Origin of the sequence: Bilifractor porci, assembly GCF_009696005.1 — a bacterium.
In the GTDB taxonomy this organism is placed as follows: Bacteria; Bacillota; Clostridia; order Lachnospirales; family Lachnospiraceae; genus Bilifractor; species Bilifractor porci.
In genome coordinates this window covers 1-21,675 of record NZ_VUMV01000007.1, presented here as the reverse complement: position 1 = coordinate 21,675, position 21,675 = coordinate 1, and the positions used below count along the sequence as shown (strand labels likewise).

At 44.7% G+C, this 21,675-nt stretch carries 17 protein-coding genes; 2 read left to right on the top strand and 15 right to left on the bottom strand.

What is annotated here, in order from left to right:
* Positions 1 to 237: 237 nt before the first annotated feature.
* The 12 genes from FYJ60_RS09595 to FYJ60_RS09540 all read right to left on the bottom strand — a co-directional run bounded on the left by FYJ60_RS09595 (position 238) and on the right by FYJ60_RS09540 (position 14,007).
* Positions 238 to 852 carry an RpiB/LacA/LacB family sugar-phosphate isomerase gene (locus FYJ60_RS09595; protein WP_154458469.1) on the bottom strand — a complete coding sequence of 205 codons (615 nt, stop codon included), beginning with the start codon at positions 850 to 852 and terminating at the stop codon, positions 238 to 240.
* Between the two features lie 51 nt (positions 853 to 903).
* Positions 904 to 1,266, bottom strand: coding sequence for an L-rhamnose mutarotase (locus tag FYJ60_RS09590; RefSeq protein ID WP_235903384.1), 363 nt, complete (start codon positions 1,264 to 1,266; stop codon positions 904 to 906).
* Positions 1,267 to 2,274, bottom strand: coding sequence for an ABC transporter permease (locus FYJ60_RS09585; protein WP_154458468.1), 1,008 nt, complete (start codon positions 2,272 to 2,274; stop codon positions 1,267 to 1,269). It abuts the gene before it with no gap.
* The gene (locus FYJ60_RS09580; protein ID WP_235903383.1) at positions 2,271 to 3,302 is read right to left on the bottom strand and encodes an ABC transporter permease; all 1,032 of its coding nucleotides are present in this window, start codon (positions 3,300 to 3,302) and stop codon (positions 2,271 to 2,273) included. The genes FYJ60_RS09585 and FYJ60_RS09580 overlap by 4 nt, the downstream gene beginning before the upstream one ends.
* 7 nt (positions 3,303 to 3,309) lie before the next feature.
* Complete coding sequence (locus tag FYJ60_RS09575) at positions 3,310 to 4,803, bottom strand: sugar ABC transporter ATP-binding protein (RefSeq protein ID WP_205839051.1); 1,494 nt, start codon at positions 4,801 to 4,803, stop codon at positions 3,310 to 3,312.
* 109 nt (positions 4,804 to 4,912) lie between these two features.
* Positions 4,913 to 6,136, bottom strand: a complete 1,224-nt coding sequence (locus tag FYJ60_RS09570) for an autoinducer 2 ABC transporter substrate-binding protein (protein ID WP_235903382.1) — start codon at positions 6,134 to 6,136, stop codon at positions 4,913 to 4,915.
* A gap of 92 nt (positions 6,137 to 6,228) precedes the next feature.
* Positions 6,229 to 7,260 carry a LacI family DNA-binding transcriptional regulator gene (locus FYJ60_RS09565; protein WP_154458467.1) on the bottom strand — a complete coding sequence of 344 codons (1,032 nt, stop codon included), beginning with the start codon at positions 7,258 to 7,260 and terminating at the stop codon, positions 6,229 to 6,231.
* Between the two features lie 358 nt (positions 7,261 to 7,618).
* On the bottom strand, positions 7,619 to 8,710 hold the full coding sequence (locus FYJ60_RS09560; RefSeq protein WP_154458466.1) for a PTS transporter subunit IIC: 1,092 nt from the start codon (positions 8,708 to 8,710) through the stop codon (positions 7,619 to 7,621).
* Between the two features lie 70 nt (positions 8,711 to 8,780).
* Positions 8,781 to 10,820, bottom strand: a complete 2,040-nt coding sequence (locus FYJ60_RS09555) for an LTA synthase family protein (RefSeq protein WP_154458465.1) — start codon at positions 10,818 to 10,820, stop codon at positions 8,781 to 8,783.
* Positions 10,821 to 11,038: 218 nt separating this feature from the next.
* The gene (locus FYJ60_RS09550; RefSeq protein ID WP_154458464.1) at positions 11,039 to 11,911 is read right to left on the bottom strand and encodes a phosphoribosylaminoimidazolesuccinocarboxamide synthase; all 873 of its coding nucleotides are present in this window, start codon (positions 11,909 to 11,911) and stop codon (positions 11,039 to 11,041) included.
* A gap of 213 nt (positions 11,912 to 12,124) precedes the next feature.
* Entirely contained in the window at positions 12,125 to 12,997 is an 873-nt protein-coding gene (pgeF, locus tag FYJ60_RS09545) for a peptidoglycan editing factor PgeF (RefSeq protein ID WP_154458463.1), read from the bottom strand.
* A 77-nt stretch (positions 12,998 to 13,074) separates the two neighbouring features.
* On the bottom strand, positions 13,075 to 14,007 hold the full coding sequence (locus tag FYJ60_RS09540; RefSeq protein WP_154458462.1) for an alpha/beta fold hydrolase: 933 nt from the start codon (positions 14,005 to 14,007) through the stop codon (positions 13,075 to 13,077).
* 563 nt (positions 14,008 to 14,570) lie between these two features.
* Between FYJ60_RS09540 and FYJ60_RS09535 the strand changes: the two genes are divergently transcribed.
* Both FYJ60_RS09535 and FYJ60_RS09530 read left to right on the top strand, forming a co-directional pair.
* On the top strand, positions 14,571 to 16,280 hold the full coding sequence (locus FYJ60_RS09535) for an IS1634 family transposase (protein ID WP_205839050.1): 1,710 nt from the start codon (positions 14,571 to 14,573) through the stop codon (positions 16,278 to 16,280).
* Entirely contained in the window at positions 16,280 to 16,522 is a 243-nt protein-coding gene (locus FYJ60_RS09530; protein ID WP_154458461.1) for an ErpK protein, read from the top strand. Before FYJ60_RS09535 ends, FYJ60_RS09530 begins: the two co-directional genes overlap by 1 nt.
* Before the next feature lie 44 nt (positions 16,523 to 16,566).
* Here FYJ60_RS09530 and FYJ60_RS09525 read toward each other — a convergent pair whose 3' ends face one another.
* The 3 genes from FYJ60_RS09525 to FYJ60_RS09515 all read right to left on the bottom strand — a co-directional run bounded on the left by FYJ60_RS09525 (position 16,567) and on the right by FYJ60_RS09515 (position 21,355).
* Positions 16,567 to 19,545 (bottom strand): TOTE conflict system archaeo-eukaryotic primase domain-containing protein, encoded by a 2,979-nt coding sequence (locus tag FYJ60_RS09525; RefSeq protein ID WP_154458460.1) that lies wholly within the window; start codon positions 19,543 to 19,545, stop codon positions 16,567 to 16,569.
* Between the two features lie 125 nt (positions 19,546 to 19,670).
* Complete coding sequence (locus FYJ60_RS09520; protein WP_154458459.1) at positions 19,671 to 20,189, bottom strand: DUF4411 family protein; 519 nt, start codon at positions 20,187 to 20,189, stop codon at positions 19,671 to 19,673.
* Positions 20,183 to 21,355 (bottom strand): ImmA/IrrE family metallo-endopeptidase, encoded by a 1,173-nt coding sequence (locus FYJ60_RS09515; protein ID WP_154458458.1) that lies wholly within the window; start codon positions 21,353 to 21,355, stop codon positions 20,183 to 20,185. The genes FYJ60_RS09520 and FYJ60_RS09515 overlap by 7 nt, the downstream gene beginning before the upstream one ends.
* Positions 21,356 to 21,675: the final 320 nt, after the last annotated feature.

Here is a 21,675-nt window from a genome sequence, read left to right as displayed (position 1 = left end):
TAGAATCTATATTTATCTTACAATCAGTCAGGCAATGCCAGAATTCAGTTCTACTATGATCGTACAGAAGCCAATATACAAAAAAACAATCCCTGACTCTTTAAGTCTTTTTTTAATTCCAAAAAAGCCCTGCGACTGTTATTGCAACAGCCGCAGAGCTCAGATATTTCTATATACGCATTATAAAGCACGCATGCTCATGAAAAATGTACGCAAAAGAACCTCATACTGAATGGATCAGTCATTCCCCCTCTTTACCATTAAAGGTACAGGCGAAAAGTTCTCAGGCCTGTCATAGAGTCTGCACTCACAGTCATCGATATGCTTCACCTTAAAGCCATTTTCTTTGTACGTTTTATAATCAAACGCATTTAATTCATCAATGGCAATCTGATGGAACCTCTTGAAATCAGGCCACCATTCCCATCCACTGCCAAAATCATTATAAAGATACGCATCTGCAATCTGTTTGCCCAATTCGGGTGTTACATAAAAGGCTCCCATTGCCAGCACATTTACGCCATTCCCGGTAATCGCGCGAAATGCCGCCGGCACTGACTCCACTACACCAGCATGCACGCCCGGACATTTACTGGCCGCTATATGAATACCCATACCAGTTCCACAGAAAATTAGCGCACGCTCATATTCTTTTTCTGTAATCATCGAGCCAACCCGCAGTCCGATTCTGTGGAACATCAGCTCCGTATCATTTGGATCAGAGTCTGCCTGCACACCGATATCTTTAATGACCCATCCTTTCTTTTCCAGATATTTTTTGACTTCTTCTTTTAAAGGATATCCCGCAAAATCTGCACCCATAAGTAACTGCTTGTCTTTCACCATTTTCATAAGTCTTTCCTCCTTTGGCTCTGTGACAAATAGATCTCAGTTATCCGCTGCTTAACCTGCAAAATCAAAAATCTGCTCCATGTCCGTATAAAATTCTACTGTGCTACTATCCGCATATTTTGTAAAACAGGGCTTTGTCAACTTCCACCAGTCCTGAGTTGTTTTATCCGCAGCCATTTTTTTCATGTCCTGCGCATAGTCTGCACCCACATACTCAAAATATCCAAAAACCAAATCGCCCTCAATAAAAATACTATAATTTCGTATATTACAGTCATGGATCATTTCAAGAACGCCTTTCCATTCTGAGGTATGTACAGTTTCCCTGTGCAGGCGCTTGTACTCTTCAATTTTTTCCGGCTTCAACCGTCCAATCTGTCCAAATTTTCTTTCAGACATTTTCTCTTCCCCCATTTATCCTTGTTTCTTGACCCTGACTTTTCTTGGCTTTTCTCCAAAGTAATCCATAACCAGCGCCAGAATTAACACAGCACCCCAAATTAATGTCACATAATACGTGGATACACTCTTAAAACGGTTAATACCTGATTCAATAAACTTTAATAGAATAATGGCAGTGATGACACCGGAAACTTTTCCTTTTCCGCCATTCGGGCTTACGCCGCCAAGTACCATGAGAAGAATTGCCTGCATGGTATAGTTCGAACCATAGTCCGCACGCGCGGAGGAATAGGTAGCAAGCATCATTAATCCGCCAAGTGCAGCACACACAGATGATAAAATATACGTTTTAAACAGCAGCCTTGTTGTATTAATTCCCGAAAATTCCGCCACATGTGCATTTGTACCATAAAGCCTTATTTTGGTCCCATAGGTTGTTTTTTCAAGAAGAAACCAGACAAGAAAAGCAATCAGGATAAAAATAATAACCTTCCGCGGTAAAAAACCACCGATATTCTGTGAAAAGAAATCACAGAACTCTTTTGGAAAATCAGAAATCGCCGCGCCCCCGGTCATAACTATATTCAATCCAAGCAGAAGTTCGTTGACGCCTAATGTTGCAAGAATCGGAGGAACACTTAATCTTGATACCAGCAGAGCATTCAGGCTTCCAACGCAAACTCCAACGATAGCAGCAATAAGAAAAAACACGACAATAAAGCCAAAGGGCATGGTTCCATCTGCACCAAACATCCTGACTGCCAGAAAAACACAGAGAATAGATGTAAAATTCGCAGTTCCTACCAGGGATAAATCTATTCCGCCGGTAATCATCGGAAGCATCCCACCTAGAACCATCAACCCGTACTCCGGAAACTGTCCTGCCATTGTAAGGAAATTTTTACCGGAATAAAATTTTCCGCCCTGCATGACAGCCATAAAAATCAGCCAGAACGCCATAATAACCAGTAATCTCGAAACCTCAATATTTGAGTTAAAGGCCTTCTTAAATTTTCTCATTTTGCAGCCGCCTCCTTGTTCTTTGATGTTCTGACTTTCTCATAGCGATTTGACTGAAGAGCGCTGACAATAACCCCTATAATTATGACAGCTCCTACAAAAACATCACTCCATGTGGTCGGGATTCCAATTAATATCATAGAATTCTGCACCATGACAATCAAAAATGTCCCAAGCATACATCCCAAAAGCGAGCCTGAGCCTCCCGTCAGTGCAACACCACCAAGGACAACTCCCGCAATAATATTCATTTCCATCCCAAGCATATTTGTCGGGTGCATCTGCTGCATCATGCATGTCCTGCAGATACCAGCGGCAGAAGCTATCATTCCGATAATAATATACATAATGAACTTTGTCCGCTTTACATTGAATCCGGCAGCATGCGCACTGCTTGCATTCCCGCCTATAGCGTAAATACCACGTCCGAATATCGTGTAATGCAGAACAAGATACATAAGAACACAGACTCCAACCAGTACAAGAAACGTATAGGGAAGTACTGATGTTAACCCGTTTACTTTATTTGTGGCTGAAATAAACGGAACCGTTCCAAATGTCTTCATGCCCGCCGGGATCGTAGAGAGCTGATTAGCACGAAGCGTTCCCTGCATGAGTCCCTGAAAAATACTGGAGGTCCCCAGTGTTACAATCATGGCATTCAGATTCAGGTATCCGATTAAAAAACCATTCAATGCGCCTAATACAGCCCCGAAAGCGATCGCAATTGCAAAAGCTGCAATTACATTCCCTTGATACCCCCGATCAAGCAATAGCTTTGTTGTCGCATAAACCGACAAGGAAGCAAGAGCAGGAAATGAAACATCAATCCCTCCCGACAGCAAAGTCATAAATTCACCAATGGCAAACAATCCCGGAACAATTAAGGCACTAAAAAGATCAACCAGGTTGTTTCCTGTAAAAAACTGTCCGGAACGAATCTGAACAAGTACTCCCAGCAAGATTATGATCAGAAAAATGTATGGCTCATTTGAATGAAATATTTTTTTTAATTTATTATTCATCATTAATCCCTCACATCATAGCACTGAGAATTGCTGCCTCATTCAATCCTTCTCCTGAAAATTCACCGACAATGCGACCCTCTTTTATGACATCAACCCTTGAACAATTCTGCACTATTTCAGGAAGATCATCCGAGATAATTATGACTCCCATCCCATCCTCTGCAAGTTTTTGAAGGATAACATGAATATCATGTTTCGAGCCAATATCTACTCCAACTGTCGGACCGTTCAGAATCAAGACCTCAGGTTTTGTAGCCAGCCATTTTGCCAGAACAACCTTCTGCTGATTTCCGCCGGACAAAGTCGTAACCGGATTCTCCGGATTGTCTGTTTTTACTTCCATTTCATGTACCCAGTTGCCTACTTCACGGTCACGTTTTTTTCTGTCATAAATACCTTTACTGGTCAGATGATCAATTTCCGAGATAATAATATTATCTGCAATTGACCTCTGAAGGAACAGACCCTCTGACAGACGATCTTCCGGAACATAACCGATTTTATTTGCTATAGCGTCCCGGGCATTTTTTATCTCAACAACTTTTCCATTGCGGATAATTTTTCCTGAGGAGGCAGGGAGCATTCCAAACATTGCCAGAGCCAGCTCTGTACGGCCAGAATCCAATAATCCGGTAATGCCAAGAATTTCGCCTCCATGAAGTTTAATATTTACATGTTCAAAAGAACCCGGGCTTGTCAGATCATCCAACTCAAAAATCGGTTTCTCTGAAACTTTAGCCGGTAAAAATTTTTTATTTTCAAATTCCCGGCCTGTCATATAATAAGTGAATTTAGAATCGTCCAGGTCTTTTGTGTTTCCGGTTGCAACCATTTCACCATTTCGTAAGATGGTAAATCTCTCGGAGATTTCAAAAACTTCATTAAGCTTGTGACTGATAAAGAGAATCGCTATTCCCTGGGCTTTCAGATTCAAAATAATTTTAAATAATGCATCGACTTCCTTTTTCGTCAGAGCAGTTGTCGGCTCATCCATAATAATCAGTTTCGCATTAAACATAAGCGCCCGGCTGATCGCAACCATCTGCTTCTGTGCAACCGAAAGAGTTCCAACTTTCGCTTCCAGATCAATATTCAAATGAATTTTAGAAACAGCATCTTCTGCTATCTTTCTTACATTTTTCCAGCTCACCCATCTTTTTCCGGAAGCCACTTCCGTATTTAATGCAAGATTTTCTGCAACAGTAAGATTGGGAAAAAGAGAAAAATCCTGGTAGATTACCTGTATTCCCATATTGATGGCATCAATTGGTGTTATTTTATCGAGCTTTTTCCCGTTAAATTCAATTGTGCCTCCATCTCTCTGATAAACCCCTGAAATTATTTTTATTAATGTTGACTTTCCACACCCATTCTCACCTGCAAGGCAATGAATTTCTCCTGGTCTGATACTTAAAGAAACATCTTTCAGCGCATGAACATTGCCAAAAGATATTTTGATATGCTCAGCCTTCAGCAAAAGCATCTCATCATTAGCTCCCATTGAAACTCCTTTCACTGCTGATTCCATATAACCTCGAAGAGCTGCCACGAAAAACGCGACAGCTCTTATGTTCTATTAGGGATTTGCTGTCATCTTCTGACTAAAAATGTCAGAAACCAAAGCTGTCACAATTATCAGCGGTAACAGTTACCCATCCCTGGCCTTCAAAAACCGTATCCGAACCAGATCTTCTGGTCATTGCTGTATATCCATCAACATTAAGGTTTAATGGCTCTTCAATTTCTTCTCCAGCAAGGACTTTGCATGCAAGATCCACCATTGCCTCACCGGATTTGCCGGGATCCCATACGGTAAGGGACTTAACAACACCGGACTTCAAAATTTCGGCATTATCAGCCGGCATACCTGTACCTGTAGTAAAGAATTTGCCCTGGAGTCCAAGCTCCTGAATAGCGCGTGCCACACCAGGTGCGTCAAAAGAAGATGTACCAAGAATGCCCTTTAAATCCGGATAAGTCTTAATCAGTTCCTTGGCCACATTGTATGCCGTATCACCATTATCGTTTGACTCTACGCGTGGATTTTCCTCCAACAATTTCATATTCGGATAATGTTCTTTCTGATAAGCGACTGCCGCATCCGCCCATTCATTATGAGATCCGTTTGTCAGGGAAGCCACCATAGTTGTATAGGTACCCTCTTCTCCCATTGCATCTGCAAGGTTCTGCATAAGAAAAGCTCCATATCCCGCGTTCGAGAAAGCTTCAATGTCATAATCCACGTTTTCCAGATCGGCACCTTCATGCGTGATAACAGTAATCCCTGCATCTTTTGCCTTTTTAAGAATCGGATCCATGGACTCTATGTCAACCGGAACAACACAGATTGCATCTACTCCCTGTGAAATCAAATCCTCAACCTGCTGTGCCTGATGGGTAGCGTCAATAGTTCCTGTATCAACCTGATAACAATTAACTCCCGTATCTGAAGCAAACTTATCCACTCCCGCTTTCATTCTTACAAACCACGGGTTCGTGGAATCCTTGGGAACCACTGCAATTTCCCATTGTTCATCTACCGCCTTTTTAACAGCTTCCTCATCGCTCCAGTTTCCAGGCGCCGGAGCATCAGATGCAGTTCCAGAAGCAGACGAAACTGAAGTTGACGTTACTGCTTCACTTTCTGCACTGGAAGCTGCTGTCGATGCCGCTGCACTTGCTGATTCCGATGCGGTTGACTGACTTGCAGACGTAGACGCCTGCGCAGACGACTCTCCTGATGAAGCAGTACTTCCCCCGGATGAACCGCAGCCAGCCACCAGCGCTGCAAACATAGAAGCGGTAAGCAATGTTACGACGATTCTTTTCTTCATAGTTCTCCTCCTTTGACAGAAATGTAATAAAACCGCCATTCAACTCTATTCCCAGTTTCTGCATAACCGTCGACAGAAACATAGAATATCAACTAAAAGCTCTCTCTTAAAACAAGTTTCTGCGGTATGATAATACGGTTTCCCGCTATGTTACCGGACAGCGTTATCTCTGTCATTTCCCACAATTTTTCACCCAGCAGCTTCTGGTCCTGATCAACAGTAGTTAATGGCGGATTAACAAAACTCGAAACTGCAATATTATCAAACCCAATAATCGAAAAATCTTCCGGAACACGATATTTCTTTTCCCGAAAAGCTTTTAATGCACCAATGGCAAGATTATCCGATGAACAAATCCAGCATTTCGGCAGACTTTCATAAGTATTTTTTTCCAAAACACTACGCATATATAAATATCCGTTTTGCAGATTGTCCAGCCGTAAAGTCTTATCACAGAACAGTTCTTTCTCTCCGCACTGAACACCTGCTTTTTTTGCCGCCCTCTTAATTCCTTCATATCTCCTGACCAGATTGATAATTGTTACAGGCTCAAAAAACACACCTAGTCTGTCATAGCCTTTTTCTTTAACCATTGGAAGAATACTGTCAAAGACCTTCTCATTATCAAAGGCAACCATGTTTACCCTCAGTTCATCGGATAGACGGTCTGCAAGAATAACAGGAATGCCACTGGAAACCAGCCTGCTGATTTCCTCTTCATCCTCACAGCCATTGAATACAACAACCAGACAGGACTTACTGTTCCTTGCCCTTTTCAGTGCGCTTCGTTCCCTGGCCGGGGAGTATTCATAACCATATGTCTGAATATAATAGCCATGTTTTATAGCAATATCTGTATAGGTGCTGAGTGTTTTTGTATGAAACGTATTGTTCATGTTAGGAGATAGCACCATGATGTTTTTCGACTTCTTTCTCCTTAATGAACCTGCTACATAATCCGGGGAATAATCCAATGTTCGTATAGCTTTTTCAATTTTTTCTGATGTTGCAGTTCTTAATTTGGCAGAATGATTTAAAAAATTAGAGACACTTCCTACTGAAACACCCGCTTCCTCTGCCACCATTTTAATTGTTGGGTGTTGACATCTTCTTTTTTCTGCCATTATTAAGCTCCTTATTCAATTGAATCGTTTCAATTTATACATATTATACATATTTACAACTTGTATTTCAATACATTATGTTCTTTTCTACATATTATCTCATTATTGAATCGTTTCATGTATTGATTTTGCACAATTATTTTTCCTGTCCGCATCGTAAAGCCTGACAAAAAAAGAGAGGGGAAACCCATTCCATATGCTGGAAGGATTTTCCCTCTTTCTTCCTGTCTTTCAAACCAGAAAATAGAAGTCTGCTGAGCTTCTTGTTTGCTGCCCTTAATAACAAACAGAATAGCTACATCAGATAATCGGAATAACTAACCCGCTTTTTAATTATCTCACGTTAAAACCATTATCTTCAGGACAGCTTCATATCCCCGTCTTTGACCCATCCCATCTTTCTGCAGAACAGGTTGATCAGCGGACACAGCACGGCGGGAAGTACAAAGGAAATCAAAATCAGCCCCGCCCAGTCCATAGCGGTAATGGCGGTTCTGGAACCATCCGCAATCCCCTGAACCCAACCCGTGTATACACCGATCTGGCCGACCAGACCGCAGGTACCCATTCCGGAAGAAACTGCCGCTCCATCCATACGCAGATGAAACAGACAGGTGGCCATCGGACCGGTGACGGCGGATGTTACAATCGGCGCGATCCAGATCCGCGGGTTTTTCACGATGTTTCCCATCTGGAGCATAGAGGTTCCGATTCCCTGGGAAATCAGCCCTCCCCATTTATTCTCCGGGAAAGACATCACAGCGAACCCGATCATCTGCGCGCAGCAGCCGGCAACCGCAGCGCCTCCCGCAAGACCGGTAAGACCCAGGGCCGCACAGATTGCCGCTGAGGAAATAGGAAGCGTCAGCGCGACGCCGACAATGACCGATACCAGAATTCCCATAAGGAAGGGCTGAAGATCTGTAGCCCACATAATCAACGTTCCTACCTTCATGGCAGCTTTTCCAAGCGCGGGCGCCCACCAGGCGGATAGTCCCACCCCCACTGCAATCGTTACCAGAGGCGTAACCAGAATGTCTACCTTTGTCTCTTTAGAGACAGCCTTTCCGACTTCGGAGGCAATAATCGCCACAAAAAGGACCGCCAGCGGGCCTCCCGCGCCGCCCAGCGCATTGGAGGCAAATCCGACCGCGATCAGCGAAAACAGCACCAGCGGAGGACAGTGCAGCGCATATCCGATTGCGACAGCCATTGCCGGCCCGCTCATGGCAGTTGCCAGACCGCCTACCGTATAATCTACGCCGGCGACCGTTGCGACCGTATTCGTCAAAAATTCCACATGAAACTGTGTGCCGATCGTATTGATAATGGTCCCGATCAGCAGGGAACAGAACAGCCCCTGAGCCATGGCGCCCAGCGCATCGATCCCATACCGCTTCAGCGAAATTTCAATATCCTTCCGCTTTAGAAATGCCTCAATCTTTTCCATTTTCCCCCTCACACAGATCCGTCCCGGCGTCTATGGTGCCCCGCAGGATTTTCAGGTGTCTCAACGCTTTTTATTCTACCAGATTTCCGGCAGAATCATAGTAGGGAAAGAATACACTGCTCCGGTGCTTCTTATCAAACATGCAGTTATACTGCAGCATCTGATAGTTATCCAGCCATTCCTGCTCCTCCCCAACAGCATCTTCAAAATGCAGGAACTTCTGCTGCGAAATCGAGTAATAACCTCTGGAATTGATCGCCGGTATGTGTTCTCTCATCTCTGCCAGAAACTTATTATACGCCGGCAGATCAATGCCCGCCACCTGGAGAGCCATCGTTGACAGGTAATTCAGACTGGTGCAGGAGACTTCTCTTTCCTGGGAATCCCAGTTGGTCCAGATGAAGAACGGAACCTTGTAGAAATTCTCCATCTCATCCATGGTCAGGCCGGACATCCCTTTTCCATTCAGCGTGTAGTAGAACCAGGAGTCCAGGCTGGGCTGATGATCGCCGAAGAAAATAATTTCTACCGGCTGATCAACGCTCTGGAAATAGGTGATCAGGTTTTTCACCGCATTATCGGTCTCATGAATCAGCGAGAGATACTGATCCACATCGTTAAACCTTCCGCCCTCCGCAGTCACTTCATTGGAATTAAAATTCGAGTAATAATCCTCATATCCTCCGTGATTCTGCATGGTAATTCCCATGATAAAGAGATTTTCATCCTCTCCCTTCTGTTCGTAGCGGTTGATAATCTTATCGAACAGTTCCTGATCCGTAATATAATCTCTTACAATATTCGTCTCATCAAAATACCCGTCGTCCATGAAGTGCTGTTCATCAAAACCCAGCTTCGGATAATTGGTGTTTCTCTTCCACCCGGTGGAGTAATACGGATGCATGGCAATCGTGGTGTAGCCCTCGGCATTCAAGGTAGACACCATGGAGAAGGGATTCTTCTGAAGATACTGTTCGTAAACCACGGAACCGGAGGGAAGCCAGGCCATGGAATTTCCTGTCATGTACTCCCATTCGGAATTCGGCGTCTTGGCGCCGTACACCGATGACAGCGCATATCCGCGGATGGTATTTTCCTTCAGTGAATCAATAAAGGGGGTTGCCTCCTGATTGGTCTCAAATTCCCCTACCGTGGAAAGATCCGCAAAGGACTCATCCATGATTGTGATGATAACAGGCTTCTTGCCGGAATCCAGCGTAGATGTAATCTGGCTTTCGTCTGCGCCGGTATCGCTGCCGGAAGCATCTGCTGTCCCTTCACTCTCTGAATCAGAAGAGTCGGAACTGTAGGTTTTCTCCAGCTCTTCCACCTTTTCCAGATCATAATCATCCGGGGCGGAAACGAAGCTGTCGCGAATGCCCAGATAATAATTCAGCATAAACCCGTTCTGATAGCTGCCCTTCAGCTCCCAGGTCTGCGTCTCCCTGTTTTCCGCCGCCCCATGCACGTAAAGGAACAGAATGGCAATCACCGCCAGGTCAATCACGCGGTGCATGGCAGCTTTCTGAAAGGTAATGTCACAGCGGCGGATAACGGCAAGAAAAAGGATGGAGCCGAGAATAACATAGACACCCCTGACATGCAGCTGCAGCCGGTAGTGCGCGAGAACACTCAACCCGGTCCCTGAGGACGAGAGATCGCTGAAGCTCAGCTCATTCTCGCGGAACAGATAGACAAAATAATCGATAAAGGCCACAACAACCAGAAAACAATGCGCCAGTGTCGCGGCGCGGCCGGGTTTTCTGGTGAAAATCAGGTGGCAGATAAAATAAATAAAAGCCACACAGAGGACATTAAGAAACAGGGTCCGGTCAGATGTCTTTTCAAAGGACTGCGGATCCAGGATACAGTACTGGATGCAGTACGTTGTGAAGATAGAGCCGACGCCGAACAGAATCCCGGTCCAAAGCCAGGGAAGCTTGTCCGACAGCCTGACCCGCATGCTGCAGATAAAAAAATACAGGATGGCGAAAAGCACAAGCGGGCGAAAAGACGCCTGCGCAAGAACGGTCAGCAGTAAGCCGATTCCCAGGAATACCGCATAACAAATCAGGTTCTTTTTTTCCTTAAAACGAAATGATATCTCCATGATGTCTCCTGACGCTGTACTATAAGTGAGAATGTCCGGTCGCGCCGGAACCTTGGCAAGAACAAATCTTTACAGTGCTTAACATACATTTTAAGTACATCTAACACAAAACAGCTTTCCCCATGCTATCACAACCACAGAAGATTTCAAGAAAAAAAATGAAAAAACCCGCCGCAGGGGCGGGTTTTTCACGTTATTATCACACTTTTTTCACATTGTTACTGTATCTCATTTCCGGTCAGAAGCCTGTAAGCCTCCCGGTATTTCTCTATTGTTTTGTCAATAACTTCCTGCGGAAGATTGTAATCACTGTCCGGATTTGCCTTCAGCCAGTCACGGACAAACTGCTTGTCAAAGGAAGGCTGTCCATGTCCCGGCTCATATCCCTCCAGCGGCCAGAAACGGCTGCTGTCCGGCGTGAGCATCTCGTCGGCAAGGACAACTTCTCCGTTTTCATCCAGACCGAATTCAAATTTAGTATCCGCAATAATAATGCCATGGCTGAGAGCGTACTCCGCGCACTCTTCATAGAGGCGGATCGTATAAGTTTTCAGACAGGAGGCATAATATTCACCATGTCCGGGATAGAGTTTTTCCAGCACCTCGATGCTTTTTTCATAGCTGATATTCTCATCGTGGTCTCCCAGCTCCGCCTTGGTGCTTGGTGTATAGATCGGCTCCGGCAGCTTGTCGCATTCCTTCAGTCCCTGCGGCAGCGTAATTCCGCAGACAACGCCGTTTTTCTGATAGCTTGCCCAGCCGCTTCCCGTAATGTATCCGCGGACAATGCACTCAATCGGAAGCATCTTCAGCTTCTTGCAGAGCATGCTGTTCCCGTCGAATTCCGGTTTCCGGAAAAACTCCGGCATATCGTTCACGTCTACGCTGACCATGTGATTGGATACAATATCGCTCGTATAGTCAAACCAGAACCTGGACATCTGGGTGAGAATCTTCCCTTTACCCGTCACTTTATTTTTCAAAATGACATCAAAGGCCGAAATCCGGTCTGTCGCAACCATGATCAGGTTTTCCCCGACATCATAAATTTCCCTGACCTTACCTGCCTTAATAGGTGAATACTCCTGCATATCTGCCTCCCGAAAAAATGCTTTTTCCAACTGACGACACGGATAGTATAGCGCCTGACCGGCCCGGCCTGCAAGAACTATCTGACGGCAGATATCCGTCCTGGGATTTAGCCGGCCATAACAGGGCGGCGGATTGTCATACAATTTACGTTCCCATCCTCTTCCCTGTTTTCTTCTTCCTATGCGTCGGTATCGAAATCCCGGCTCCGCAACTTACCGAAGTACGAGAAAGGCACCGAGATTTCCCCGTCTGCCATGCGAAGCCCGGTGGGAAAACAGGAGATCCGGATTACAGCAGGTACAGATATCGGTGATGGAAATATTCTCCGCCGGCACACCCGCTTCTTCCAGAACCAGACGGCCGCAGCTCCACAGATCCAGCTGGAACTTCCCATTCCTCTTCCCGCTGAGAATTTCCTCTTCTTTTCCGGGAAACGCTTTCTGAAAAACCTCCGCGACATCGCTGCTTACTTCATAGCAGTCCCGGCAGATGGAAGGGCCTATGGCACAGATCAGATCCTCCGGCCTGGTGCCGTATTCCCGTCGCATCAGCTCTACCGCCTTCCTGCCGATTTTCTCCGCGGTTCCCCTCCATCCGGAATGAACCAGGCCGATGGCGCGGTTCCTCGGATCCACCAGAAAAACCGGAACGCAGTCCGCCGTAAATACACTCAGCACCAGGCCGGGAACATTGGTCACCAGGCCGTCCACCTCCGCGTAATCGCGCGGGCGGGTCAGCCCTTTCCCTGCGTCCTGTTCCGTAACAACACGGATATTGGAGGTGTGCGTCTGGTCCGTAAACACAAACCGGCTTTCCTCTGTATTAAAATATTCCGCCACCCTGCGAAAGTTTTCACGGACGTTTTCTTCTCTGTCTCCTCTTGAAAAGCTCAGATTCAGGGAAGCCAGGTGATCCCGGCTGACCCCTCCCAGCCTTGTGGTAAAGCCATGGCTGACCAGCCCGGTCTGCTCCAGCGCCGGAAATACCAGCATCGGAAATGCGGATTCCGCCCAGACCGGGACTTGGGTTGTCCCCTTTCGCCTGAACTCCGGACGGCAGCAATTCTCTTCTGTGTTTCTGATCATATTCTTCTCCTGCTGTCTCTTTTGCTATTCCCTGTGGGTGTGCTTATTTGTCCCGGCTTCTTACGGTCTGTGTATCTTCAGCCCTCCGCATGCTGTTCCAGGAAATCCAGAATATCCTGATCCACCTTCTCATGATCCAGCTCATTCAGAATTTCATGGCGGTCTCCCGGATACAGCTTCATCTGTACATTGGTGAGACCTGCCTCCTGATAGATGTCCCGCAGCTTTTCCGGTCCCTGTCCGAAATTCCCGACCGGATCGTCACCGCCGGATAAAATAAAGATCGGAAGATCTTTGGGGGTTTTCCGGATATTTTTCATGTCCTGCGCATACTCCAGCCCCAGGAAAAGATTATAATAGGCATTGGTCGTAAACTTAAAGTTATTCCACGGATTTGCGTTATAGGCATCCACGATTTTTTCGTCTTTCGTCAGCCAGTCATTTCTGGTCCGCGCCGGTTCAAATTTCTTATTATAAGATCCCAGCGCCAGGTTATTCAGCATACTGCTGCGGTACCTCCATCCTTTGGTAGAACCGATCAGATGTGCCAGCGATTTCACAAAACGAAGAGAACCCTTTGGCTGAACGCCTGTACCCATGATCAGGGCTCCCGCAAGTCCTTCTCCGTAGATTTCTATATACTGACGCACCAGAAAAGAGCCCATGCTGTGTCCCAGTATAAAATAAGGGATTCCGGGATATTTTTCCTGAGTTCTCTCCCGAAGCGCATGCATGTCTCCGATGACGCAGAGATTTCCGTCTTTTTCCGCAAAATAACCGTAATCCTCCTGCGAGGCAACCGAGCCTCCGTGTCCGAGATGATCGTTTCCCACCACACAGATTCCCTGCCCGGAGAGATATTTTCCAAAACGGTCATACCGCCCGATAAATTCTACCATCCCGTGAGCAATCTGCAGGACGGCCCGGCATCTGCCCTCCGGCGCCCATTCCATGGCATGTATGCTTGTTTTCCCGTCCTTCGAGAGATACTGAAAATTCTCCGCCTCCATCTGACTGCACCTCCTGTCCGTTTTCCTGTTGATTTCTGCTGTTATTATCCCTCTGCCGCTGTATTCGTCCGTTTTTTTCTCTTGCCTGCCGCCGCAGTCCTTGTTTCCGGAAAGCAGCCGGAAACAGCATCTGCTTCTCCCGCGGCCCGTTTTTGTGGAATCAGCGCAAATTCTGTTCTATATTTTAGCATGTTTTTGTCTATTATTGCAAAACTATTCTGGACATCTGTTCATTATTTCTCATTAGAGGGATACAAATTATTAGGTGGCCAGTCTGAGGTTTTTAATTCGCAAGTTCATTCATCGTGCCATCCAGTATTTGCTTTGAAATAAATTACCACGAAGTTTAAACACAGTCCTATTCCTGTGATAAATTAGAAAACCTACGTCCAATTTTTCCTGATCAAATACTTTATTGTGGATTTCCCGATAATTAACTCTCAACGTTGCTGAGGAGATGTGATACAGCAGATTTTTATTGAAAATACTGGATTTTTCGTTGCATTCTGGTGCGGAAGTGATAAGGTTATAGAGAGTTAATTAACTCTCTGTTGGAGGGCAAAATGTACCAGAATTACACAGTGAAAATCCCTGATCTTCCGACTGGAATTACGAAGAAGACGATCAAAGGGACAACCTATGTTTACTATACATACGGACGTACCTACATCTCTGAGAAGAAATACAGTCAGGGGAAAGATACATCTATAGGGAAGACCGATCCTGGCGATGATACCATGATGTATCCGAACGCAAACTTTTTCCGCTTCTTTCCGGATTCTGTTCCTAATGAGGACAGGCCTCCAGAGCGAAGCGGATGCCTTAGGATCGGAACCTTTGTTGTTGTCCGTAAGATCCTGCAGGAGTATAAGCTGGATGAGACAATGAATGCCCTGATTGGCAGGGACAGTGGATTGTTTCTGGATCTTGCGGCCTATACGCTGGTTACAGAGGGAAATGTCGCCCAGTATTATCCGGAGTATGCATTTAACCATCCACTTTTTACGGAAGGTATGCATGTTTACAGCGATTCCAAAGTCTGTGATTTCCTGAAGGGAATCACGCCTGATCAGATCATCATGTTCCAGAACACATGGAATGAGAAACAGGATCACCGTGAGAAAATTTATATTTCCTATGACTCCACGAACAAGAACTGCCAGGCAGGCGATCTGGAATGTGTAGAATTCGGGCATCCGAAACAGGATAACGGAAAGCCGGTGTTCAATTATTCCGTTGCGTATAATAACACCAACAGTGTTCCTCTCTTTTATGAAGAGTATCCGGGCAGTATTACAGATGTGTCGCAGCTGCAGATCATGCTTGAGAAAGCCAAAGGCTATGGCTACCACGAGATCGGGTTCATCCTCGACAGGGGATACTTCAGCAGAGAGAACATCCGGTATATGGATAAGAACGGTTTCGATTTCATCATTATGATGAAGGGAATGAAGTCTCTGGCTCATGAGATCGTGACCGCGAACAAGGGCAGGTTCGAGGATGAGTATTCAAAGAACATCCGGGGCTATAACGTCTATGGCATGACAGTCCACCAGAAGCTGTTTCCGTCAGATGAGAATGACAGATACTTCCACATCTATTACAGTGACAGCAGGAAGGCCTCTGAGAAGGGTGAACTGACAGCAAAGATTGCCAGGCTCGCAAAGTACTTTAAGAAGCATCAGAACCAGTCCGTTCATTTTGAACAAACCCTGGAGCACTACTTTGATTTGATCTACTGGCACGAAGGTCAGAAGGACGAGAAGTTTCTGTATGCCCGGGAGAGGACTGATGTTATTAACAGGGAGATCAGTTTTTGCGGATACTTCGTTATCATCACATCGGCTGAGATGACTGCCTCGAAGGCGCTGGAGCTCTACAAGAGCCGGGATGTTTCGGAAAAGCTGTTCCGTGCGGACAAATGCTTCCTCGGCAACAGGACAATGCGGGCACATATGAATGAAACAGAGAATGCACGGATATTTGTTGAGTTTGTGGCATTGATCGTAAGAAACCGCATTTATCATCAACTGATTGAGCAGGAAAAACAAAGCAATAAAAAGAGAAACTACATGACTGTTCCTGCTGCGATCCGGGAGCTGGAGAAGATCGAGATCATACAGCAGCCGGATCACAGATACCGGCTGAACTATGCGGTTACCGCGACCCAGAAAGAGATCCTGAAAGCATTCGGGATCAATGAAGTCAACATTAAAAAGTGGGCCAATGAGATCAGCGCTAAACTGTCTGATGAGATGAAGGAGGCAGTGTGATGGCAAGAACAAGGCGTTCTCTTGATGAACGGATTGAGGAACAAGAGCAGGTTGTCAGCAAAGCCAAGGAGCACTACGAGGCTGAGTTAAACAAGCTGGAGCAACTGATGCAGAAGCGGAACGAACAGAAAAAGAAGGAGCTTTTGAAGGTCGTCGAAGAGAGTGATAAAAGCATCGACGAGATCATCGAACTGATCCGACAGGCTGGCGCTTCGGCCGACGATGACGATATCGAGAGTTAATTTTCAGGAAAATCACATTTATGACGCAGGTAATATTTGTCTGATTACCATTCCTGCATGTTCTTCTCTTCACCAAATGTCAATTCCAGAAGTTCCGCTGCAATTCTGTCACTTCGCACCCTCATAAGATTGTCTTCCACATCAGGCTTTGCCAGAAGCTCCATGCTCCCATACCATACAACATTCTGATCAATGACCGCAAAATGTTCACACGTTTCTTCCAAATAATATATTTCAAATCCGGCTTTCCGAAGACGTTCCAGCAGAGCCATCCGTGCTTCTGATTTTCCAAGCCCGTATACATCAGGATGCCATGTGACGATTGTGCATTTTGTACCGTTTTCCTGGCATTTTCCTATAGTTTTTATTAATCGGCTCACTTTATCAGCATTAAGCCTTGGACTTGAAATGACAACACTATACTTTGCTAATTCAATATCATGCCAGAAAGTCTCCGCATAGGTCTCAATGTCATAGATCGCGTTTATCTGGCCGTCAGCCTCTTCTTCTCCGCCGGAATAAAGCTCATATCCGATCTTTTTGTATGCTTTCAGACGGGAAGCATACATTTTATCAAACTTTGGAATATGGCAGTCCACATAATCATATACAATGACATTCTTTTTACCCTTGTAATCACGGTTCAGCCGTCCTGCATACTGTTCAACGACATTTTCGCCGGATACAGGAGTTGCCATGAATAACGTGTCAAGCCTTGGACAATCAAACCCCTCACCCAAAAGTGAACCGGTTCCGACAAGTATAAGTGTCTCCGACTTTGAAACATGTTTTAAATCGTCAACCTGTATGTGGCGTGCTTTTGTTCCGTTTTTCCCGGTCAGAAGGATAACCCTGTCAGCATCCTGCTTAAGGCGTTCCGCTAATCGTTCAGCATGGTCAACATATTTTGTCAGAACTACCGGTGTCCTTCCATTCTTTACACATGCCGCCACCTCTTCTGTAATCTGAGCATCTCTCACCTCATTATTTCGGATTAGTTCAAACGCGGCATTTCCATACGGAGTTTTGGATAAATGATGCGGGGCAACTGTCTGCGTAAATCTCGGATAAACGAAATGGCCAATGTTCTGCTCCCTTGCTCTGTCTTTCTCCGTAAAGCGATATCGAATCGGACCTAGAAGAAATTCGTTGATCTTCTCCTTCCCATCACCTCTCTTTGGAGTTGCCGTTACCCCGTACACATATTTGGCCTGCACTTCCTGCAGCACTTCAATAGCAGAATCAGAGGCGGCATGATGGCATTCATCCATGATAACCTGCCCGTACTCCTTCAGTAGCGGATGGAATCCATCCTTTCTTTTTAAGGATCGGATCATTGCAACATCGACAATGCCAGTCAGGGTATCATGAGCTCCCTGCAGGTTTCCAATCAATTTTTTTCTGGTTCTTATTTGTCCGGACTTTGTTTTATATTTCGGAAGTTTCTCATCAATCACCAGGAATTCATGAAGACGTTCTATCCACTGATTCATTAAATCCGCTTTATCTACAAGAATAAGGGTATTGACCTGACGCTCCGCGATTATATTACAGCAAACAACAGTTTTCCCAAAGGCCGTCGCAGCATGCAGAATTCCATTGTCATGAGCCATCATAGCCTTTACTGCCTCCTTTTGCGATTCCCGCAGCTTACCATTAAATCTCACTTTGACTGGCTTGCCTTCCGACCGCTTATCCCTTATGGAGTATGGGATATCCGCCTGTGTCAGCTTTGAAATCATTTTTTCTGATAAACCGCGTGGGAGTACAATATATTTTCCCTCATCTGATCCCAAATAAATATATCTCGGTGTATTATAATTCGGCAGATCCATGGCTAGGTTCTGAAAATATTGCCTATTTGAAAATGCGGCCATCCTGCGGATATCACGCTTCATTTTGTTGGAAATATTGGATGTGTCCACATAAAGCCTGTTCGAAATGATCAGATCTGCTTTTCCGATTACTTCGCTCTTATGAAAGCCGTTGCCCTTTTCCCATGGTTCCGCGTCCTCATTTTCAACCGATTCCGGATTCGTGATCTCCTGTCCAGTCCATTTCTGCAGGATTTTCTCTAACTCGGCTTTTGACAGTCTTTTTACACCGCTTAAGAACATCAGCTGGTCAGGATAAGCGTTCCATGCCTCATCTACAAATGCGCTGTTGCCGCTTTTCAAAGCCTGCCCCTGTAGCGGCAGTGCAATTACATTTCCCAGCCCGCCTTTGGGAAGCATATCCTGTGCCGGGATCATACGGTCGTAATATTTAAAAGATTTCAGATTGACACTCTCCGCACCTTTATCAAGCAGGGCAAACCCGAATCTTCTTGCCAGCTTCGCCGGAACCAGCTTTTTAAAGAAAATCCACAGATGCGCACCATTTCCAGATCGTGACCGCTCTACAGCACAGTCAATTCCCAAAATCCTGCAAATCTTCCTCAGCGCACTAACTTCACTCTTCCATGAATTATCTGTGTTTGCGTAATCCGTCTGTGCCGCTCCTGCTGCGTGATTATCGAAATCAAACACAAGCAGCTGACACACATTGCCTTCGAGCATAGGATATATGGCAATCACATCATTTCCATAGGAATCATTTCCTTCCATATGCGCCTTAATCAAATGGTAGTTAAGCGGTTTATAAGCCTGAATCTCGCAGTCCTTACACCTTACATTATCTTTTTTCTGTTTATGGCACTCACGATCCCATCGGTTAAAACACTGTGTATAATAGCCTGTACGCCCTGTCTTTGGATTTGTATAACGGAGTTCGTAAACCTCTTTTCTGCCGCGGCAAAATAACATGAAGAATTGATTTGCCACCTTATCCGTAACCTCGATCGGATGAATGCGACCACCCTGATCCGGATCATATTGCTCAGAATAACCCGAAGGTTCATCCGAGATGACAGTTTTATAATCAATCCTCGCATTTTCAAGAATTTTCTTCAGCAGGCTGTTTTCTTTTTCCAACCGGCTGATCCTCTCTAATAACTGTCTTGTATCCTTATCTTTTTCGCTCATATTTTTATTCTTGCGGAATCCTCGGATTTTGTCACTATTCACAAATAAATTGTAACAAGCTAAAGCCCATATAAAAAGTGCACATCTGTTTCTTGATGTGCACGCAATCAACCCTTACCAGCTTATCATGTAAATTTAATTCCTGTTTTGCGTATAAAATAGAACAGATTTTCGCACCTAACCCCCATTATTCTGGCGATGTCAGGGATTTTGGGTCTGCCACTTGGCGTTTTCGGATTAATCTTCCCTGCCCCTGACTCGATTGTTACTATAACATAACCATATGCGCTTGCCGCGGCAATCAGCCATGGATCAGCAACAGACGCATCAGACCATACACGAAGTGCTTTATCATTATAAAAAGGACTGTCTTGAATAAATTTTAATACTCTTGTGTAACTTTCAAGAATTTTAGGATCACGACGATCCAAAATATTTATACCTTCAATTGCCATGATCCATTCTGTCAGCTTATCTCCGCCTTTGAGTATCTCATCTCTTACTACGTCCATAACTGAAATGTTATCTTGTTTCAGCAATGGCTCAAGCTGCCTCCAATAGGCAGGCACAAAATCGAAAGGATAGTAATTTTGATAGGGTGTCACAAAACTGTTCGCGTCTAATAAATACTTCTCATTTACCATCCAGCACCTCCTATTTCATTCAGAAGTTTCTGGAAAGTCCTGCGATTTGTATTAGTCATCCGAAAAAGATCCGTATACTGTATTCTACCTTCTTCTGCGCTCTGAGCAAGAGCCCGAATAAAACGATGATCCAGTCGGCTGCTCATTGTTCTGTAAAAATTTCCGCCTCCAGATTTATTTTTGCTTTGCTCCGCTTCCCATGCTTTAAACTGTTTATCAAGTTCTTTAACCGTCTCGTCATAGGTTTTCCTGCTGATTTTATGCTGATCCAGTGCTTTTCTCGCAATCACATATCGACTGCAATGGAAATAACCAGCGATTGTCTCCATATGCGCAGATATCGTCTCATCAGTTTTATCCCATAAAAAATTAAAAATGGCACCGGGAACAAGTACCTCGGCCGCAGCAGCATTACATATTTTTTCAATATTGCTTCTGTTCTCTTCATGCCCACACCCATCATTATATAAGCTATTAACCCCCAACAATACATGGGTAAATTCATGCATGATGGAAAAAAGTTTTCCCGTCTCCGTGTCACAATTATTGATAAAAATCAAAGGAGCATTTTTATTTACAACTGTAAATGCCCGAAATTCATCTACATTTAACTTTCTTCTCGTATTATTGCCAACAATACCATTAGACATAACTAGTACGCCGATTTCTTCCACTCTGGAACAAATTAGTTTATAAGCCTCGGTTGCTGTTTTACAAGAAGCAAACCAATTTACATTCAGATTTAGATGTTCCCTAATTGCCTTCACAATTATATTTACTGGCGTATCTAAAGTAACAATTCCTACAAAGCTAAGCTCCTCATAACCATTTTCCTGCAGATACTCTGTCATCCATTCCTGCATCTCAACCATCTGATCATATGTATCAATTAAATTTCGACTCGGTTCCGGAATAGCGACACTATTAACTGTCCTATACTCCAAAATAGGACAATTCTCAACAGGCGGCGTGTCAAGGAAAAAATATCCGAACGGAATATTAATCTTCCTGCTTACATCCTCTACCTGATTAAAAGTCGGAGTTTTCTCGCCACTTTGCCATTTTGTAAGCAGCTCTAAAGTAGAAGATGCCACATTCTCGAATTGTATTTTCTGGATAACCCAGTTTAATATTGCTGGTTTTATGGCGACTTTCATCCCTGCCATGTGACCTCCTCCTCTCTCAGAATACAGCCAATATTATTATACAATTCCCATCTATGTTATTCAATCTCGACAAAAATTGGCAGTCATCAACCGTCATCAACATTATCTTTTTTACATGTCTCCAAGGATTATTCCTTTACATAGTTTTAAATCCAAATTTAAGTTTTCAGAAGCTTTCCGCATTTCTGACACTCGGGTTTTCAACAGTTGTAACTGAATAATACGTAACACCAAATGCCTTCCAAGCCGCAGAAATGCGACTTTTTTTGTGCTTAAAACTTGTCAAGCATTGAAAAAAAATGTTGTATATGTTGTGTCGT

Coding starts and splice junctions, on each gene's coding strand:
- FYJ60_RS09575 (WP_205839051.1), bottom strand. CDS start 4,803: ATGGGAGCTAATGATGAGATGCTTTTGCTGAAGGCTGAGCATATCAAA.
- FYJ60_RS09530 (WP_154458461.1), top strand. CDS start 16,280: ATGGCAAGAACAAGGCGTTCTCTTGATGAACGGATTGAGGAACAAGAG.
- FYJ60_RS09515 (WP_154458458.1), bottom strand. CDS start 21,355: ATGGCAGGGATGAAAGTCGCCATAAAACCAGCAATATTAAACTGGGTT.
- FYJ60_RS09535 (WP_205839050.1), top strand. CDS start 14,571: ATGTACCAGAATTACACAGTGAAAATCCCTGATCTTCCGACTGGAATT.
- FYJ60_RS09550 (WP_154458464.1), bottom strand. CDS start 11,911: ATGCAGGAGTATTCACCTATTAAGGCAGGTAAGGTCAGGGAAATTTAT.
- pgeF (WP_154458463.1), bottom strand. CDS start 12,997: ATGATCAGAAACACAGAAGAGAATTGCTGCCGTCCGGAGTTCAGGCGA.
- FYJ60_RS09565 (WP_154458467.1), bottom strand. CDS start 7,260: ATGGCAGAAAAAAGAAGATGTCAACACCCAACAATTAAAATGGTGGCA.
- FYJ60_RS09520 (WP_154458459.1), bottom strand. CDS start 20,189: ATGGTAAATGAGAAGTATTTATTAGACGCGAACAGTTTTGTGACACCC.
- FYJ60_RS09585 (WP_154458468.1), bottom strand. CDS start 2,274: ATGAGAAAATTTAAGAAGGCCTTTAACTCAAATATTGAGGTTTCGAGA.
- FYJ60_RS09590 (WP_235903384.1), bottom strand. CDS start 1,266: ATGGGGGAAGAGAAAATGTCTGAAAGAAAATTTGGACAGATTGGACGG.
- FYJ60_RS09570 (WP_235903382.1), bottom strand. CDS start 6,136: ATGAAGAAAAGAATCGTCGTAACATTGCTTACCGCTTCTATGTTTGCA.
- FYJ60_RS09580 (WP_235903383.1), bottom strand. CDS start 3,302: ATGATGAATAATAAATTAAAAAAAATATTTCATTCAAATGAGCCATAC.
- FYJ60_RS09555 (WP_154458465.1), bottom strand. CDS start 10,820: ATGGAGATATCATTTCGTTTTAAGGAAAAAAAGAACCTGATTTGTTAT.
- FYJ60_RS09560 (WP_154458466.1), bottom strand. CDS start 8,710: ATGGAAAAGATTGAGGCATTTCTAAAGCGGAAGGATATTGAAATTTCG.
- FYJ60_RS09540 (WP_154458462.1), bottom strand. CDS start 14,007: ATGGAGGCGGAGAATTTTCAGTATCTCTCGAAGGACGGGAAAACAAGC.
- FYJ60_RS09595 (WP_154458469.1), bottom strand. CDS start 852: ATGAAAATGGTGAAAGACAAGCAGTTACTTATGGGTGCAGATTTTGCG.
- FYJ60_RS09525 (WP_154458460.1), bottom strand. CDS start 19,545: ATGAGCGAAAAAGATAAGGATACAAGACAGTTATTAGAGAGGATCAGC.